This window comes from Wolbachia endosymbiont of Wuchereria bancrofti (genome assembly GCF_002204235.2).
Lineage (GTDB): Bacteria > Pseudomonadota > Alphaproteobacteria > Rickettsiales > Anaplasmataceae > Wolbachia.
The window spans coordinates 1-17,470 of the sequence record NZ_NJBR02000081.1; the positions used below are offsets into that span (position 1 = coordinate 1).

The window sequence follows — 17,470 nt, forward strand, 5'->3', positions numbered from 1 at the left end:
CTTTCTTCTAGCACCTTTTGAACTTTTCTAATGCTTCCTCATACTTTTCTTGGTAACTTAATGCCATGGCCATCCTATATATTGGGTTGAGAACGTGACAAGAAATAAAATTGTCTTCCGAGTTCTTTTCTTTGTATATCAGCACCTCTTCAAAGTATTTTGATGCATCTTTATATTTCCCCTGGAAATTGAGTACTACAGCCATTTCATATATAGCAAGTAAAAGATCAGGATTCAAAATTTCTTATTTTACTTTTTTAAAAAACTCTTCTCTGCCTTCGCGTGTTAAAAAACGTCCCTATTTTTCTTTTATCTAATTTAGCATTTTTTCCTTGAAACGAACGTAAACATTCTGCTTATCAATGTTATTAAACTCCTCACCTAGCTCATTTTAAATGATCTCTGTAGTTCTATTTAATTAGGTTGATTTACTGCAAATACTAATTTAGTAAAAATTTCTTTTATATTATCTTCTAACTTGTCCTTTTCTTTTATTAGTTGCTTAAATTCACTTTGCCACCTTCGATTTTTTTTTCAATTTCTTTCTTGGACTTGGTCTGATCTATTTTAAAGTCTTTTTATTCCCTTTTCTAATTCTTCTATCGTTCCTTCCACAGCATTTTTTAATATCTGTTTCATTACTAAAATTACATTTTTATTAACATAAGAAACCTTATATCTTGTACTGCTATCCTTAAAAAGGACATCGCTAGTGTTTATTACTTCAACAGAAATTTTTCTTCCTTTACTTGGTCCTGAAGTTTTCACTTTCATTTTCTTTGTTATATCTTGTACTATATTCTGATCCAGATCAAAACTAATATTAGTACAGATAATAAAATCTTCCAGGTCACCATCTGTAAAATCTTGATTGTTTTTAATTTTTAGGTAAGGAACGAAATACTTTTCTAATCGGAATTCACCATTTTTATCTTCATATAGCAAATTCCCTACTTCAAATTTCCTGTTACTCTCTCTCGTTTGTGTTTTGCTTGTATAAAGCGGTGTACTTTTTTATTACCTTTGATATGTTGAAAAATCACATCGTTAAACTTTTCGCTGTGTCCTTAGCTAAGTAAAAAGAATGTCCCTTGTCTATCCTACGCTTTAAGAAGAGCGTCAATGGTTTTAATTGGTAAACAGTGCTGTGAAGAGATGATTTTGATCCTTTGGAAGCAGCGTATTCTTTGGAAACACGTGATCTTTTTCTACTAACCTTTCTTTAATATGTAATCCATTTATTACAGCTGGAAATTGAATATTTAACCCTGGTTTATGGACTCAATAGAATGCTTAGCTAAAGCTTGTTGATTAGAAGATTGTAAAAAACTCTTTATACACTCTTCCAAAGATATTGACAATTTTTTTGTTCGTGTAAGTGTAATAGATCATTTAGCAATTAGCGATACCCAGCAGGATGGTTTTGTTGAATAGTGAATTAGAGCAGGTGGAAAAAAACTCAAGCAGCGAGTTCGAAAGCAGGCATGATTGTTTATGTTTTATCTGCGAAAAGCGGTGAGCTTATTTTGTAGCTCAATCCATGAAGATGTGGCCTAGAATCAGTGAACAAAAAAATCTTATTACCTTAAAAAGTATGCTATTTAATATAGTCTGAGCTATCTAAATAAATTTATGTGGCATATAGCCTCGTTCTTTGTGTTATCAGCAATATTAGTAAGTTGTGGCCTACAAAAACCTGCGCTTGTATTACTTAAAGGCGAGGAATTTTATGGGAAGAGAGACCTAGAATGTACAAGAGAATACCATTTAACTAGAGAGGATATTAACCCTTCGGTACGAAAAGGAAGTAGAAAAGTCGCCATAAATGAGGTATATAACAACGATGTGCAGGATATAGCGGTTAATAAGGTAAGTTGTAAATTTGTAATGCCAATAAAAGGTACTGTTATTTCAGCTACCCCTTCTGATGAAGTGTGTAAAGATGGAGTGAAAATCGCTGCTCAAGGTGGAACAAATGTGGTTGCTTCTGCTGCTGGCAAAGTGATATACGTAGGGAAAGGGCTGAGGTGGTATGGGAATTTGATTATAGTGGAACACAAAGATAATTATATGACTGTATACTCCTATTTAAAGAACATACACGTTGAAATTGGTGATAAAGTAAAGCAAGGTCAAGTGATTGGGTCTGCAGGTAAGTCAAGTACACAGGATAAAGACCCGCAGATGTGCTTCACAATACGACATAATGGCCAGGCAGTCGATCCTTTAATGCATATGAGCTGTGATTAAATTTGGGTTTGTATGAAATATGACTTTAAAAACGTAGAAAAATTTTATCAAGATAGGTGGGATTTTTCTGTTGGCAAAAATAATGAACAAGGGAAATGTTACGTATTGGAAATGTTCCCATATCCATCTGGTAAAATTCATATGGGGCACCTGCGCAACTATGTAATAGGAGATGTGATAGCACGTTACAAGAGAGCTTGTGGATTTGAGGTTTTGCACCCAATTGGTTGGGACGCATTTGGATTACCAGCTGAAAATGCAGCAAGAGATAACAATATTAACCCTACAGCATGGACAAAAGAGAATATAGATAATATGCGTGCGCAATTGAAATCTATAGGTCTTTCTTATAATTGGGAACGTGAACTCTCTACATGTGAGGCTGACTATTACAAACACGAACAGAAATTTTTCCTGGATTTTTTAAAGCAGGGACTTGTCTATCGAAAAGAGTCGTGGGTTAACTGGGATCCAATAGACCAAACAGTGCTTGCAAATGAACAGGTAGTCGATGGAAAAGGGTGGCGATCGGGTGCAATTGTTGAAAAGCGTGAGTTATCCCAATGGTTTTTAAAGATTACTGATTTTGCCGAAGATTTACTTGAGTGCTTGCAAGGCTTAGAGAATTGGCCAGAAAAAGTCAAAATAATGCAAGAGCGCTGGATAGGAAAGTCTGAAGGAGTGACTATAGAGTTTAAAATAGTTGGCCTGAATAAGAAGTTAAAGGTTTTTACAACTTACCCTCATACTTTGTTTGGAGCTTCTTTTTGTGCAGTGGCAATAGAACATCCCATTGTGCAAGATCTTAGGAGCAAAGAAATACAGGACCTTATCAGTAGCATAAAAACACAAGGGAAAAATAATGAAAAAGTAGGAATTTACACTGGATTAAACGTCAAACATCCATTTCTTGATAAGGAATTGCCGCTTTACGTAGCGAATTTTGTATTGATGGAATATAAAGAAGGCGCGATTTTTGGGTGCCCTGCACATGATCAGCGTGATTTTGAATTTGCACAGGAATATGATTTGCCGATTATTCCAGTTATTTCTTCAGCCCATTTAGGTATCATTCCAGCGTGTGATCAGGGTTCTTACACTGAATCCCAGTATCGAGCTACTAGGATGGCAGGTGGTCTAAATGAAGAATATGCTAGTAATAATATAATATTTAACTCTGAGTTCTTAAACGGATTAACGGTCAGTGAAGCGAGGGAAGTAATAGTCAAAAAGCTTGAAGAAAAAGGAATAGGTAAGAAAACAATAAACTATCGTTTGCATGATTGGGGAGTTTCAAGACAGCGTTATTGGGGATGCCCTATACCTGTTATATTTTGTAAAAATTGTGGTGCTGTTCCAGTACCAGAAGAAGATCTTCCTGTGACTCTACCAACAGATGTAGAACTTACAAGTGGCGGTAATCCGCTGGATAAACATCCAACTTGGAAGTTTGTTAATTGTCCAAAATGCAAAGAGCAAGCAGAGCGTGAAACTGATACGTTCGACACCTTTTTTGAATCTTCATGGTATTTTGCCGCATTTTGTAGTGAAGATAAATCCATCGATAAGAATGCATGTAATCGTTTTATGCCTGTTGATTATTATATAGGTGGGATAGAACATGCGATCTTGCATCTGCTTTACTCACGATTTTTCTGTCGTGCTTTGACCAAATGTGGCTATTTTAATATTAAGGAACCTTTCTCTACTTTAATCACTCAGGGAATGGTCTGCCATGTAACTTACAAAGATGAGAATGGTAAATGGCTGTTTCCTGAAGAAGCAAAAAGATTGATAACACAAGGTGCTAAGATTCAAGTCGGGAAAGTCGAGAAGATGAGTAAATCAAAAAAGAATACAGTTGACCCAAATTTTATCATAGAGAAGTATGGTGCTGATACTGCTCGCTTGTTTGTGCTGTCTGACACTCCTCCGGAGAAAGATATGGAATGGTCTGATGACGGCGTAGAAGGTTGTTCTCGCTATATAAATAAATTATGGCGTATGGTAATGCAGTTCAAGCCTGTCGTCATTCTAAATCAATCCCCCGTCAACCAAGTAGCTGACACTGGGATCCAGGAAGAAGACATGTTGTCACATGCTGGAATGATACCAGATAAAAATGTTACAGGTAAGTTTCTAGAATATAGAAAAAAAATACATAAGCTCTTACACGGACTTACAGATGACTTAGAAAACTGCAGGTTGAACTGTGTAGTGGCAAAATTTCGTGAGATGACAAATTTAATAGCTGAAATAGATGTGAAAACTGGAAAATCTCTCATCGATGAGGGTATATGTGTACTAATCAGAGTAGTTGAACCGTTTATACCACACCTGGCTGAGAGCTTATGGCGGGAAATAGGAGGTGAAGGTATGCTATATCTGCAACCTTGGCCAAAAGCTGCTAAGTCACTACTGATTGATGATATGGTGACTGTGGCAGTGCAAATTAATGGAAAATTGCGTACGACAATTGAGGTGGCAATTAATTTGCCTCAAGAAGAATTGAAGCAAATAGCAATAAATTCTGTATCTGATAGGGTCGATCAAAGTAAAGTTCGCGCTGTATATGCTGTTCCAAATAAGATAGTAAATATAGTTACATAAAAAATCTGAATAGTGTGTTTAATTCTTGGCTATATCTTTTTTAATATAGGAGATATATACTTATGCATTATATATTTTTTTGTATGAAGAGTTGTATAAAAATGAAGAGATTATGTGTTTTAGTTGTGTTGCTCACTTTATCTTTAGCGAGTGCAGCTAATTGTGTGGTAGCTGATTTAGAAGGTCAGTACTATGGCTTAAACTTTGGTGCTGGCTGGAATAATAAGCTTTGTGATGAAAACCTAGTATTATTTTTAGTTATCGTCGTGATAAGAACTCTAAATTTGAACTTGAGGTTCTCCTACATATTAATAACATCACTGATAAAAATAGGATGATAGGAGCTAGCTTATTGGCAAATTACTGTTTTTATACTGATCTTGATATTAATCCTGTTAAACTATATGTTAGTGGAAGCTTGGATGGACATGTCCAGCTCGCGCCTAATTTTGTCATTGGTAATCTGGTATTAAGTCCAAGCAAGCCTAGATCTGCAAGCGATCCTAGTTCTAAAAGTAGAGATGGATCTACAGGTAAAGATGAATCTACAAGTGAGAGTGAATCTGGCTAGTCGAGCACTGCAATTAGTGGCTGCAGAGTGTTATCTCATACAAACTTAAGGTCGGTGTTGATTGATTAGATAGCTCCATATCTAGTTGGCACAGTTGGTGTTACCATGTACAGTTTTGAAGGTAGTAATTTGTTATAATTTTTGATGCTGGTCAATTTTTAAATGTATGAATGATTTTTGGTATTTATGTATGAAATGGGAAAAAAGGTAAAAAACCCACGGGTGACAAGTTTTTTTGACCCCTATAATAATTTAAAGCTGGCACTGTGATAGTTTGCTGACGCTTAGTTTAAACGCAATTTGGCTGAGTGTAGAAAAATTTAAAAGACATGTAGCTGCAATAATTTGATGTGACCCACCAATAAACACCTGAATTTTTACTGAATTTTGTTATTGAACCTGCAGGCCAAAAACAAATTGTGATCAGAAATACCTTTGGTGCTATAGTAATAAGGTTGTTGAAACTTGTCAGGTCAGTTTCTTGTTTCATCCAATGAATTACCAAAAACTATGCAAAAAGTCTAATGACAGCCCAAGGATGGGAGTTCAAAATACGTGAACTTTGCTTCATAATTCCTTTAATAGATTATATTAATAACTTTATAGAATATGTTATGATTACAAATATAAATACTGTCGCACTTCAGGGGATTAACATATTAAGTGTTAATGCGCAAATTCACATGGCGAATGGTGTTCCTGCCTTTAATATTGTTAAATTGCCAGATAAAACTATTGCGGAGTCTAAGGAGCGCATCAAAGCAATATTAAATTAATTAATCTACTACTACATCCTAAAAGAATCACAGTTAATCTTTCCCATGTAGATTTGCTGAAAGAAGGCAGTCACTATAACTTGACTATTGCTGTTAGACTGCTTGTTGTAATGAATATTATACCAGTTGAAGAAATTCAGTCTTATATCATTATGAGTGAACTTGCCTTTGATGGCAAGGGTATCTCAGTTTCAAGAGTTTTGCTGGCGGTAATTAATGCAAGGCAGAGAAATAAAGGAGTAATTTGCCCGAGGGGAAATGGAGTAGAGGCTTCGTGGGTAAAGAGTGTTTCAGTTTTGGCTATAGAAAAATTAACCAATATCATCAGGCATTTTAAGGGTGAGCAGTTAATTAAACCGGTGATTTTTAATAAACCAAAAGAAAAGGAATTGATTCCCGATATAAAGGATATCAAAGGCCAAGTTGTAGTAAAAAGGGCAGCTGAAATTGCAGCAGCAGGTGACATAATATACTTCTTATTAGACCTTCCGGTACTGGAAAGTCAGTACTTGCTAAACGATTTATAGGACTGCTGCCTGATTTGACTGAGTAGTTGATGATTGATGTAAACATCATTTTTAGCATAACGCAGGTTGATAATGAGATATTCAAAATGACTAGTCCCTTTCGGTGAACCTCATCATTCATGTTCAATACCTGCAATGATAAGAGAAGGAAAAAATGCAAAGCCTAGAGAAATCACCATAACTCATAGTGGAATATTGTTCCTTGACGAATTATCGGGGTTTCCAAGGCTCGTGCTCGATTCTCTACGTCAACTACTTGAAGATAGAAAAGTTAAGATTTCAAGGGTGAACGCTCACATTACTTATACAGCGCGTTTTTAACTAATCGCTGCAATGGACCCCTGCAGATATGTGATTACTTGGAAAGCACAAGTAGATCATGCAATAGAACCACGAAATGCGGCATGGATTATAAAAACAAAATATCAAAACCATGCTTAATAGAATAGATACGTGCATTGAAGTTCTAATATTAACATACTTTCTCCTAAGACTTACCTAGGGGAGAAAGTACTGTGACAGTATAAGAAAAAGAGTAATGGCAGTAAGAAAATTCAAGCTGAGCACTATAGTGGGTTAAATATTTGTTGCAATTCAGAAGTAAGTAATGAAATATTAAATAAATTTACCAAGTCGGGTCAAGCGGGACTAGAATTGTTAAAATACGTGCTGAAAGAAAACTGCATTTCCAATCGAGGCTGCACATGCATATTAAGAGTTGCAAGAACCATTCTAGATCTTGCGAAAAGTGAGAAGGTAAAAAGAGCACATATTGCTGAAGCGCTAAATTATAGAATAAGAGTATATTAACAAGCTGATATACTTGACAGGAGGGTTTTTCTTATTATATTACCATTATAAATAAAAATTTAACATTCTATTTAAGGAGTAGAATTATGACAGTAAATATTTTAGAAAATGATTCCTTTATTAAAGCTAATGAAAAAGGATATAAGGATTCTGATGGAGGGTTTTGGAGTACAACTAAAGGAATTGCTGACGCAAATTGGCAATATGTATGCCATCATCCATACAAAACAGCCGTGGTTATTCTTGGTACACTTTCAGTGGTAGCGCTTACAGCTGCTTACTTTTTAAGTCCAGCTTATACAGCTTTTATTGGTGTAGCTAGAGCAAAAATTGCAACGCTTGTTAACCCTGCTATTACTGGATTACCTGCACTTGCAGTTGCTCATCCACTAGTTACTGGTTTGATCGTCGCTGCTTCAGTGGTGGCTTTGGTAGCTGCGCCTATATATGCATGGATGAACAGCAGTAAAGCAAGCCAAATTGAGAAAGTACGCGAGTTGCTTAAAGATGAAAAACCAGCGAGCAAGATAGATGAGCTTAAGGAAATATTTAAAATCTCAACAGAGGAAGAAAAAACGCCTGCGTAGGTTAGTGCAACTTTCAGTGAAAAGGGATAGGTCTCTGTCCCTTTTTCTTCTAAACATTTTCTATTTTTTGCATCACTTGGGTAATATAGTAACTACACGAACGTTGTGATTTCAGAAATTCAATTAGCTCATAAAAGTGCAAAAAACTGCTTGACAAGCTTTGCTATTTCTCTTACCATGATAGTGGAACTGTTTTATATAACTTCCCAATCCGTGCAGATTAAAATGACAGGAAGATCTTCTGTTTAGTCTACTATTATTTAATTTTTTGCACTATGTGTACCTTATATCTTTATGAAATTTTAGGTTTTTACCTATACAAGCTGAGATGCACTTATAAAGTGTTTAAGACATCATTCGATGTCAAATTTTAGAATAAATAGTTAGTAATTAGCTGCTCTAGGTTTTTTACCTTTTTTTCATCTTAGTAAGTTTCTTAATATTTATAGCAAAGGTTATGCTAAGCTGTTTTAGCTATAATATCTTATGTAGTAAAAGATGCAGGCTGTTGAGTAATACTGCTTGTTTAATATTTACCATCTATTAATTGATGATAAATATTAGTATAAATGTTAAAAATAAGTAAATCCCGTTTACTATTTATGTCTGTAGAGATGAAAAGTGTTTGCATGTTGTTAAAAAGGTAGTAACTTATTATCAAGTGAATTCACTAAATTTTGGGTAATTTAAATGTCAATTAACCTTAGTTTACCAGAGCTACCCGTATTACATCCAAGAATCACCGTTGTGGGAGTGGGCGGTGCTGGTGGAAATGCTGTGAACAACATGATCCAATCTAATTTGCAAGGAGTGAATTTTGTTGTAGCAAATACCGATGCTCAGGCACTAGAAAAATCATTATGTGATAAGAAAATTCAGTTAGGTATTAATTTAACTAAGGGTCTTGGTGCTGGTGCTTTGCCTGATGTTGGCAAGGGTGCAGCAGAAGAGTCAATCAATGAAATTATGGAGCATATAAAAGATAGTCATATGCTTTTCATCACGGCAGGGATGGGTGGTGGCACTGGAACAGGTGCAGCGCCGGTAATTGCAAAAGCAACAAGAGAGGCAAGAGCTGGAGTTAAGGATAAAGCGTCAAAAGAAAAAAAGATATTAACTGTTGGAGTTGTGACCAAACCATTTGGCTTTGAAGGTGTGCGCCGTATGCGTATTGCGGAGCTTGGGCTTGAAGAATTACAAAAGTACGTAGACACGCTTATTGTCATTCCAAACCAAAACTTGTTTAGGGTTGCCAATGAAAAAACTACATTCTCTGATGCGTTTAAACTTGCTGACAATGTACTGCATATTGGCATTAGAGGGGTGACTGACTTAATGGTTATGCCAGGGCTCATTAATCTTGATTTTGCTGATATAGAAACAGTAATGAGCGAAATGGGTAAAGCAATGATTGGTACTGGGGAGGCAGAGGGAGAAGATAGAGCTATCAGTGCTGCAGAAGCTGCAATATCTAATCCGTTGCTTGATAATGTATCAATGAAAGGGGCGCAAGGAATATTGATTAATATTACCGGCGGTGGAGATATGACTCTGTTTGAGGTTGATGCTGCGGCGAATAGAGTGCGCGAAGAAGTAGACGAAAATGCAAATATAATATTTGGTGCTACCTTTGATCAAGCAATGGAAGGAAGAGTGAGGGTCTCCGTCCTTGCAACTGGCATTGATTGTAGCGTTACTCGTGATAACAAGCAAGAAACTTCATCTGTAAATCAAGACGAGACTTCAGAGGAGAAAAAATTCGAGTGGTCTTACAGCCAAACTCTACTTCCAGAGGCAAAGCAAGCTGAACAAGTAATTGAAGGAGTTAAGTGGAGCGGCAATATCTATGATATACCAGCTTATTTAAGAAGAAAGAAGTAATACAATTTTGGCTACTTAAGTCAAGGCCAAGTAAATATTCATGTCAAAGATGAGAAGAGAGCAGGTGGTCAGGTAGAGTGATATATGCAACTATCAACCTCAAAATTGTATGAAAACTATGAAATTAGGCGGTTTTGCATTTTTTTATCATGCAGGTAAAGAGAAAGTGATATTTGGAGTAGTTGAAGTATTTAAAGAACACTATCATGTTAATGGTTCTAGGTTTGGATTGATAGATGTGAAATTTTCTAAGTCTTTACTTGACCAAGTAACGTTAAGCGATATAAAAAGAAATCTGCTTTTAAAAACATGGTCATTTTAAAACAAACACGCTTATTAATTTTTCCAGTCTCAGAAATCGAATGGAATGAAATGATAAAAATGAGTGATGTGTAATACTTGTCATTTCAGTTTCCAAATGATGTCGTTCCAGTGTGTAATGTCTTTCTTGATATATCACTCATGTTAGAAGTGAATATTCTTGATAAGAAGTGGTACAGCATTATAGAAGATCCAGAGGGCTTTACATTGAACATTATAAATGCCTCTCTTAAAGAGTTGAAAATAGACCAATATAAACCGAATATATCAATCGCTCTTGCTGATGATAATTTGCTGCATCAACTTAATTTAAGATTTAGACAGATGAATAAGCCAACTAATGTGCTATCATTTCCGTGTGAACAATTATCTAGTGGGTGCGACTTAGGAGACATAGCTATTTCAATAGACACAGTAAGAAAAGAATCAGATGAGTATCATATACCCATTCCAGCTCATGTTGCACATATGTTAGTGCATGGGTTATTGCATTTACTTGGCTATGATCACCAGAAAAAAGGTGAGGAAGTTGTAATGAAAAACCTGGAAGGTAAGATTTTAGCTTCGCTTGGATACAATATGTGTGCAATTTAAAAGGGATTTAATAAAAATATAGTGGATGATGTCAAAATATGTTATCTACAGAGCAAAAGGGTTTTTAGCTATAGACGATAAAAGATAAGCAATATGGTTCAGTTTTTTTTGCCAAAAAATTCTAAAATTAATAAAAAAGGCAAGGTTTACCCTGCTCCTACTAAAGCGAAAAATGTTAGGAGATTTCAAATTTACCGTTGGTCTGCTGATGACGAAAAAAATCCTAGAATAGACACGTTTTTCATTGATATGGATAATTGTGGCTCTATGGTGCTTGATGCATTAATAAAAATAAAGGATGAAATAGATCCGGCCTTAACTTTTAGACGTTCTTGCAGAGAAGGAATATGTGGGTCTTGTGCTATGAATATTGATGGGACCAATACTCTTGCATGTACTAAATCTATATCCGATATAAAGGGTGATGTAAAAATATATCCATTACCTCACATGTATGTAATAAAAGATCTAGTTTCAGACTTGAGCCAATTTTATGAGCAATATAAGTCGGTTAGTCCTTGGTTACAGGCAGATAAACCTAACCTGCTAAATCAAGAATATTCGCAATCTCCTGAAGATAGAAAAAAACTGGATGGCCTTTCTGATTGTATATTATGTGCTTGTTGCTCGACTGGTTGTCCAAACTATTGGTGGAATAATGATAAATTTTTAGGACCGGCAATACTATTACAAGCTTACAGATGGATTGCTGATAGTCGTGATAGTAAAACAGATGAAAGACTTGATGCCTTAAATGACCCATTTAAGTTGTATCGTTGTCATACAATAATGAGTTGCACAAAAACCTGCCCTAAAGGGCTTAATCCAGCAAAAGCAATAGCGAAAATAAAACAGCTTATGGTAGAGAGAGAAGGATTTTAAATTTTATCTTTTGTACTCTTTGTATGCAAAGAGCAAGCCTTCTGAAGCATAGGGTATCGTTAGTATTCTGAATACTTTTCCATTTGTGAGATGGATCGTATCATTATGTGGCCCAAATAATTTTTTAAACAACTCATGCCTTTGGTTACTAATGGTTTGGAAATCTTCTTTTTCTAAAAGCTTTTTAGATTCGAATAGATAAAGCGTGATTTCATAATAAGTTGGATAAGATACTAAAAATTTTGTGTCAAATTGGAAGGTTTTTACAAAAGCGTTATTGTAAAACTTTAGTTTTTGATTCTTACTATATATTGCGATAGCAATTGGTAGCTCCTCAAGTAAATTTTTCTGTGTAGCCAGATAACTATCTAATTCAGCACGTAACCCCTCTGCATCACTGATATCTTTTCCATACATTACCATACTGCCGGAACTTCGTATTGGAATTTTAATAAAATCAAAGACCTTGCGTTCATTTTTACAAGTGATCACATGCTTTCCTAATTTTGTGTTGTAGACGCTACTAATTACAGCCAATCTCTGAGAACTGTTTATATATTTATCATAGAACAAATTACAAAACTTTACTTTTTTATTTTTATCATGTTTTAGTATTGGAAACGGCAAAGAGTTGAAAATATTTCTATAATTCTCTATTTCTTGTGTGAGCTTATTATTTTCTAATTCAAGTGCATTGGCTTTTATCTTGTAGTCTGAGATATTTCTTATCCACAACAGCACACCAATCACTTTGTTAAAATTGTCTATTATGCTTCTGCCATAACACATACAGTAAACTTCACCGTCTTTTGACTTTAAATCCAAAGTGAAAGATTTATTTATTTCCTTTGCCTCGGTGAAATTTTTAATTAAGCTTTCCGATTGCTCAAAAAAGTTTACAAACTCATTGAATGAGTAAAAAACAGTATTAAGTAAAATCAGTAAGTTAGGAGAAAATTTTTCTATACGTTTTTTTGCATCCCAAATGTAAAACCCATCATCTACAGTATCAATTAAATTATTTATTATAATATTTTGGTGTTGTAGGCTCTTAATTTTATTATCCACTTTCAATTTAGAATAAGAAAGAAAGAATAATATTAAAATTAACAATAAAACTACTTCGTACAGAAAAAACATAGTACCTTTAAAACAGACGTAAAAATTTATAACCTCTTGGTAAGGGTATGTTAAGTTACGCTGAAGAAGTGTACAAGTAAAGATTACCTAATATCTGAAAACCCAATCTCTTATAAAGGTTGACAGAAGGTTTCATGCAATGTGCTACTACATGTTTGCATTCAAGCTGCTGAATTATTTTGATTCTATCTAAAACCATTTGTGTACCTATCCCACGATTTCTATAAATTGGCAAAACTCCATCACTGTAAAAACCAGCTACGCTGTCTTGAATATAAAAACCGCATGTTCCAATAATTTCATCGTTTAGTGTTACAAGAAAAAATCTTAATCCTGAGTTTTTATCATCATAATTTGATAACCCTCGAAAAAATGTGCTAACAATTCCAATGCTGTGGTGAAAAATCTTAGAAGTATATGAATCTAGCTGTTTTAAGAGGTTGCTACTAGTTACAGCGTTCAACTTTAAGCCTGGAACAACATCAGCAGGCAAGAAGTAGTTTTTCATGTTAAGTAAAACTTTTTTTGGTGTGCTAACGTGTTTTATTCCACACTTTTCTAAAATGCCCTGTGTCTTTGTATGCGAATTCATTACCCATGTTGCTTCTATATCTCTTGCTCTAAGATAGTCTAGAGTTTCTTGTACAGAAAGCTCAGTACATTGGTCTTCACAAAACACAAAATTGAATAATGACTCTCTAGTACCATTTATTGTGAATGTAACATTATCGAATTTGTCATGCACTTCCCACTTAGATAAATTCGCTGCATAAAGTATATAATCTTTTAGATTTTGAATAACTAAGCTTGAATAGTAAATTTTCTTATCCCGCATACACAGATAATAGACAATAAAAAGCCCCTATAGGAACACAGGCTAAAATTGCAGCTATAATATCATCCAGCATAACGCCTAGAGGACCTTTGATATTTTTATCAATCAAATTTATAGGCCACGTTTTTATTATATCAAAAAACCTAAAGAAAAGAAAGCACAACAGCAATAAAGGGCAATTCACCTCTTGGTTTAGCAATACTGAAATTAAAAATATTGTCAGAAATTGACCAACTACTTCATCAATCACTACCTCCTTTGGATCATGTGAAGTCTGGTAATGTTTTATATAATTATCTGTGGACCACAATCCGATTAAGAATAAGAAAAGGATAATTGCTGCACCTAAAATTTTATCACTTAGTACTAAGGGAACAATTGGGTAAGCAGCTAAGCTGCCTACAGTGCCTGGCATTTTTTTTACTGTGCCAGATAGCCACCATGTTGATATCAATTTATATAAAAATTTCACAGTACACAAAACTATAAAATTAACCTACAAAAACAGAAATAGCATCCTCTATAGATGCACTTTCATACAATAATCTATATACTGCTTCACATATAGGCATTTTTATCTTTAGTTTCTCTGCTAAATAAAATGCAGATTGAGCGGTACTAAAACCTTCAATCACTGACTTACCCTCTGACAGAGTCTGCTGAGCATCAAAGCTATTGTTACTACTACCTATTTTAAACCCAAAGGATAGGTTTCTTGAATTTAAGGATGTACATGTCATAATTAGGTCACCCAGACATGCAGGTCCAAGTAGCGTATCTATGTCTATACTAACGCTATCTGTTTTTGCTAGATATAAGGTCTTTACTTCATTCATGCTTTTTGTTACCAGTGCTGCGTGGGCATTAAATCCAAGTTTTTTACCCAGAACAATTCCACATGCTATAGCAAAAACGTTCTTTAGTGCTGCGCAGATCTGTACTCCTACAACATCGCTACTGAAGTGCAATTTTATGTTTTCCTGCTGTAGTTCTGATATTAGCTTTGCACCTAATGTGTCATCTTGACATGCAAGAACCATTGAATAGGGTAATTTTTTTGCAACTTCTATGGCGAAACTTGGACCTGAAAAAATAGCAACCGGATTGTTAGGTAAAACTTCATTTACTATTTCACTTGGTAGTTTTAATGTAGATTTTTCTATCCCTTTACAGGCTAAAATTATTGCTACATCTTTTTTCAAGTTACAATCGTGTAATTGCTGACATACTTTCCTAAGAGACTGGGTAGGAACGGCAAAGATCATTGCTGAAGCATTAATTGTTTCTTTAATAGCCAATTTCACTGATATATTTTCAGGAATTTGACAGCCTAATAATTTGTCGCTTTCTCTTGTTCTGCTAATTGATTCAAATGTGGTTTTATTGTGAGTCCATAGAATTACATTTTGCTTACCACTCAGTGAATTTGCAATTGCTGTACCCCATGCACCAGCACCTAAAATTGATATTGTCACACAGTGTTCCTGAAAAGTATTACTTATACTTTAGAATAGCAGAATAAGTAAATTAAAAATATAATATAGGTTATAAGATAGTTAAATATTTATTAACCTAAGTATTCTTTTAATGGTAATAACTTTAGTTCAATGTTTACTAAAAATAGTGTTATTCTTATGATATATATCATATCTATTATATTTTAGATCTATTGATATAATTTTGAAATAATATGTTTACTGTTAGTAATTTTGGCCGTTTATCAATAAAAGTTTGATTTGTTACTTTCCTTAGTTATATATATTACTAAAATTATAAATTATTTACGGGGTGTAAAATATGCGTATATTACTAATTGAAGATGATCAAGTCAGTGCAAAGACTGTAGTTAACGCTTTGACTTCTGATGGGCACTTTTGTGATGTTGTAACTTCTGCGCAAGACTACAACAACAATATGGTTTCCTCAAATGGGGATCACTATGACCTAGTTATTCTAGATATACACTTACCTGGTGATATTGATGGGTATGATATACTGTTAAGGTTAAGAAGTGCAAAGATTAAAGTTCCTGTCTTAATACTTTCATGTATATCTGCTGTTAATCATAAAGCTAAGGGACTTGGGTACGGTGCTGATGACTACTTAACTAAACCATTTCATAAGAGTGAGCTACTTGCTCGAATAAAAGCAATAGTACGTCGTACTAAAGGCCATCCTGAGTCGGTGATAAAGATTGGTAATATAAACATCAATTTTGATCACAGGGTCGTTGAGGTAAAAGGTAAAACAGTTCACCTTACTAATAAAGAATATTCTATGATAGAATTGCTAGCGTTACGTAAAGGAACAGTATTAACAAAAGAAATGTTTTTAGATCATCTTTATAACGGCTTAGATGAACCTTCAGATAATAAGATAGTTGATGTCTTTATGTGCAAATTGCGCAAGAAACTTGAAAGTGCAAATGATGGAAAAAGCCACATAGAAACCGTTTGGGGCAGGGGGTATGTCCTGAAAGAGTATGTTGATGAGGAAGAGTATTCCAGTATTAATGTAGGGGAAAATAGTAGCGACTATCAAGCAGAACAGGTTAAGGACAATGCATAAAATGCTTGTATGTTTTTAAGTATAGCGTGACCTATGTTTATATGAATGTCTAGGTGAAATATAAGCCGAGTTCTGTTTATGTAGCTATTTATCTAGAGTAAATGTTACCATTTACTGCATGCGATTTACCCGAGTAGATATGAAGAAAACATAAAGTCTACTCTTATTTAATCTTGCTCCTAATGTTGGTTACTTGACTACCAATGTTGCCATTGCTATGGTGTGCTCTTACCACACCTTTTCACCCTTACCTAAGAATATTTAGGCGGTAATTTTCTGTAGTCCTATAACTGGAGTTACCTCCGGCGGGTGTTACCCGTCACTATTTTTCCTTGGAGCCCGGACTTTCCTCTGCTGTGTTTACCACACAACAGCAGCTACTTATTTCACCTAGAAATTATATTTTAACATGAAAATCATGAAAGTAAAATAATTTCCCTGCTAGTCAATGGTGTGCTATTAAACATCAAGCGATAGCTAGAGATGATGTCCTGATATATCATTGCTATCACAAGATAATCTTCTAGAATCTGAACTTCTACTGCTTACGGGTGATGAACTGCTTAATTGGCTACTGCTTTCTACTGATATACCATTTAGCACTATTTCAAGACTGCTTGTTCTGCTGTTACTGATAAAAAATTCCTTATTGCTATTCGAATGTGATTGATTTTCATAATCCAAATTAGCTAGCTCTAATACAGGAATGGTATTACAATGGCGGTATTCTTTAACGTATTTGTATACTATAAATCTTCCTATTATTCCAATAAAACTCACTGCTCCAAGTACAGATTCAGCTTGCCTCGTTAGGTTTACCTGCTATACACGTCAAGCGGTTGTATAGAAAGGGTGGATTAAGGAAAATAAAGTCGTAGTAAACATAGGAGTTGTTGATTCTTTTATTCCTCTAGTACTTGGTATAGAAAATAATGTTTGTGTAGTTTCCTCTAAATTTGTTATTGAAACGTGAGTTGACGTTATTACTTGTTCAGTTACTGTTGTTGTTTGTGAGGTAACAGCTACTGTTATAGGTTCCATTGTTGTAGACTTTTCAGTACTTGTCTAAGCTGTTGATCTGTTGAAAATTTACTCATCATAGTACTACTTACTGTAGA

At 34.7% G+C, this 17,470-nt stretch carries 22 protein-coding genes, 1 other RNA gene and 1 pseudogene; 15 read left to right on the forward strand and 9 right to left on the reverse strand.

All coding sequences use genetic code 11. The features are described from left to right. Positions 1 to 7: 7 nt before the first annotated feature. Together CCY16_RS04050 and CCY16_RS04055 are read right to left on the reverse strand one after the other, a co-directional pair. Entirely contained in the window at positions 8 to 238 is a 231-nt protein-coding gene (locus tag CCY16_RS04050) for a tetratricopeptide repeat protein (RefSeq protein WP_088415138.1), read from the reverse strand. A 329-nt stretch (positions 239 to 567) separates the two neighbouring features. Next, positions 568 to 945, reverse strand: coding sequence for a hypothetical protein (locus tag CCY16_RS04055; RefSeq protein ID WP_088415140.1), 378 nt, complete (start codon positions 943 to 945; stop codon positions 568 to 570). A gap of 687 nt (positions 946 to 1,632) precedes the next feature. Between CCY16_RS04055 and CCY16_RS04060 the strand changes: the two genes are divergently transcribed. The 14 genes and pseudogenes from CCY16_RS04060 to CCY16_RS04105 all read left to right on the forward strand — a co-directional run bounded on the left by CCY16_RS04060 (position 1,633) and on the right by CCY16_RS04105 (position 11,809). Continuing rightward, positions 1,633 to 2,250 carry a murein hydrolase activator EnvC family protein gene (locus CCY16_RS04060; protein WP_088415142.1) on the forward strand — a complete coding sequence of 206 codons (618 nt, stop codon included), beginning with the start codon at positions 1,633 to 1,635 and terminating at the stop codon, positions 2,248 to 2,250. Between the two features lie 12 nt (positions 2,251 to 2,262). Continuing rightward, positions 2,263 to 4,860: a leucine--tRNA ligase gene (gene leuS, locus CCY16_RS04065; protein ID WP_088415144.1), complete on the forward strand. Its 2,598-nt coding sequence runs from the start codon at positions 2,263 to 2,265 to the stop codon at positions 4,858 to 4,860. Positions 4,861 to 4,943: 83 nt separating this feature from the next. Next, positions 4,944 to 5,198 carry a hypothetical protein gene (locus CCY16_RS04070; RefSeq protein ID WP_088415146.1) on the forward strand — a complete coding sequence of 85 codons (255 nt, stop codon included), beginning with the start codon at positions 4,944 to 4,946 and terminating at the stop codon, positions 5,196 to 5,198. Then, the gene (locus CCY16_RS04075; protein ID WP_088415148.1) at positions 5,195 to 5,431 is read left to right on the forward strand and encodes a hypothetical protein; all 237 of its coding nucleotides are present in this window, start codon (positions 5,195 to 5,197) and stop codon (positions 5,429 to 5,431) included. Before CCY16_RS04070 ends, CCY16_RS04075 begins: the two co-directional genes overlap by 4 nt. A 524-nt stretch (positions 5,432 to 5,955) precedes the next feature. Beyond that, positions 5,956 to 6,207 carry a hypothetical protein gene (locus tag CCY16_RS06410; protein ID WP_245800786.1) on the forward strand — a complete coding sequence of 84 codons (252 nt, stop codon included), beginning with the start codon at positions 5,956 to 5,958 and terminating at the stop codon, positions 6,205 to 6,207. A gap of 26 nt (positions 6,208 to 6,233) precedes the next feature. Next, positions 6,234 to 6,407 (forward strand): annotated as a pseudogene (locus CCY16_RS06730) (magnesium chelatase domain-containing protein); the annotation flags it as partial. A 278-nt stretch (positions 6,408 to 6,685) separates the two neighbouring features. Continuing rightward, on the forward strand, positions 6,686 to 6,760 hold the full coding sequence (locus CCY16_RS06735) for an ATP-binding protein (protein WP_281250519.1): 75 nt from the start codon (positions 6,686 to 6,688) through the stop codon (positions 6,758 to 6,760). A gap of 109 nt (positions 6,761 to 6,869) precedes the next feature. After that, on the forward strand, positions 6,870 to 7,055 hold the full coding sequence (locus tag CCY16_RS06740; RefSeq protein ID WP_281250518.1) for an ATP-binding protein: 186 nt from the start codon (positions 6,870 to 6,872) through the stop codon (positions 7,053 to 7,055). Positions 7,056 to 7,316: 261 nt separating this feature from the next. Continuing rightward, positions 7,317 to 7,544 carry a magnesium chelatase subunit ChlI family protein gene (locus tag CCY16_RS06425; protein ID WP_245800790.1) on the forward strand — a complete coding sequence of 76 codons (228 nt, stop codon included), beginning with the start codon at positions 7,317 to 7,319 and terminating at the stop codon, positions 7,542 to 7,544. An 86-nt stretch (positions 7,545 to 7,630) separates the two neighbouring features. Next, entirely contained in the window at positions 7,631 to 8,131 is a 501-nt protein-coding gene (locus tag CCY16_RS04085) for a hypothetical protein (RefSeq protein ID WP_088415150.1), read from the forward strand. 690 nt (positions 8,132 to 8,821) lie between these two features. Further along, entirely contained in the window at positions 8,822 to 10,012 is a 1,191-nt protein-coding gene (ftsZ, locus tag CCY16_RS04090) for a cell division protein FtsZ (protein ID WP_088415152.1), read from the forward strand. 118 nt (positions 10,013 to 10,130) lie between these two features. Further along, positions 10,131 to 10,334, forward strand: a complete 204-nt coding sequence (locus CCY16_RS06430) for an EVE domain-containing protein (protein ID WP_245800787.1) — start codon at positions 10,131 to 10,133, stop codon at positions 10,332 to 10,334. Between the two features lie 140 nt (positions 10,335 to 10,474). Next, positions 10,475 to 10,927: an rRNA maturation RNase YbeY gene (ybeY, locus tag CCY16_RS04100; protein ID WP_088415166.1), complete on the forward strand. Its 453-nt coding sequence runs from the start codon at positions 10,475 to 10,477 to the stop codon at positions 10,925 to 10,927. Between the two features lie 93 nt (positions 10,928 to 11,020). Beyond that, positions 11,021 to 11,809 carry a succinate dehydrogenase iron-sulfur subunit gene (locus CCY16_RS04105; protein WP_088415154.1) on the forward strand — a complete coding sequence of 263 codons (789 nt, stop codon included), beginning with the start codon at positions 11,021 to 11,023 and terminating at the stop codon, positions 11,807 to 11,809. A 3-nt stretch (positions 11,810 to 11,812) separates the two neighbouring features. On the opposite strand, the gene CCY16_RS04110 is transcribed toward CCY16_RS04105, so the two are convergent. From CCY16_RS04110 to CCY16_RS04125, 4 genes are read right to left on the reverse strand one after another with little or no spacing between them, the layout of a single operon-like run. Beyond that, positions 11,813 to 12,949, reverse strand: coding sequence for a hypothetical protein (locus CCY16_RS04110; RefSeq protein WP_088415156.1), 1,137 nt, complete (start codon positions 12,947 to 12,949; stop codon positions 11,813 to 11,815). Between the two features lie 55 nt (positions 12,950 to 13,004). Next, positions 13,005 to 13,784 carry a GNAT family N-acetyltransferase gene (locus CCY16_RS04115; protein ID WP_088415158.1) on the reverse strand — a complete coding sequence of 260 codons (780 nt, stop codon included), beginning with the start codon at positions 13,782 to 13,784 and terminating at the stop codon, positions 13,005 to 13,007. After that, on the reverse strand, positions 13,774 to 14,256 hold the full coding sequence (locus tag CCY16_RS04120; RefSeq protein WP_088415160.1) for a phosphatidylglycerophosphatase A family protein: 483 nt from the start codon (positions 14,254 to 14,256) through the stop codon (positions 13,774 to 13,776). Before CCY16_RS04120 ends, CCY16_RS04115 begins: the two co-directional genes overlap by 11 nt. Positions 14,257 to 14,275: 19 nt before the next feature. Continuing rightward, the gene (locus tag CCY16_RS04125) at positions 14,276 to 15,259 is read right to left on the reverse strand and encodes an NAD(P)H-dependent glycerol-3-phosphate dehydrogenase (RefSeq protein ID WP_088415162.1); all 984 of its coding nucleotides are present in this window, start codon (positions 15,257 to 15,259) and stop codon (positions 14,276 to 14,278) included. A gap of 322 nt (positions 15,260 to 15,581) precedes the next feature. Here CCY16_RS04125 and CCY16_RS04130 point away from each other — a divergent pair, with 322 nt between their 5' ends. Continuing rightward, on the forward strand, positions 15,582 to 16,352 hold the full coding sequence (locus CCY16_RS04130) for a response regulator transcription factor (protein WP_011256794.1): 771 nt from the start codon (positions 15,582 to 15,584) through the stop codon (positions 16,350 to 16,352). 45 nt (positions 16,353 to 16,397) lie between these two features. On the opposite strand, the gene rnpB is transcribed toward CCY16_RS04130, so the two are convergent. The 3 genes from rnpB to CCY16_RS05395 form a co-directional block, all read right to left on the reverse strand. Continuing rightward, an RNA gene (gene rnpB, locus CCY16_RS04135) (RNase P RNA component class A) lies at positions 16,398 to 16,746 on the reverse strand. Between the two features lie 83 nt (positions 16,747 to 16,829). Next, positions 16,830 to 17,132 (reverse strand): hypothetical protein, encoded by a 303-nt coding sequence (locus CCY16_RS04140; protein WP_088415164.1) that lies wholly within the window; start codon positions 17,130 to 17,132, stop codon positions 16,830 to 16,832. 51 nt (positions 17,133 to 17,183) lie between these two features. Continuing rightward, the gene (locus tag CCY16_RS05395) at positions 17,184 to 17,393 is read right to left on the reverse strand and encodes a hypothetical protein (RefSeq protein WP_143696919.1); all 210 of its coding nucleotides are present in this window, start codon (positions 17,391 to 17,393) and stop codon (positions 17,184 to 17,186) included. Between the last annotated feature and the right edge of the window lie 77 nt (positions 17,394 to 17,470).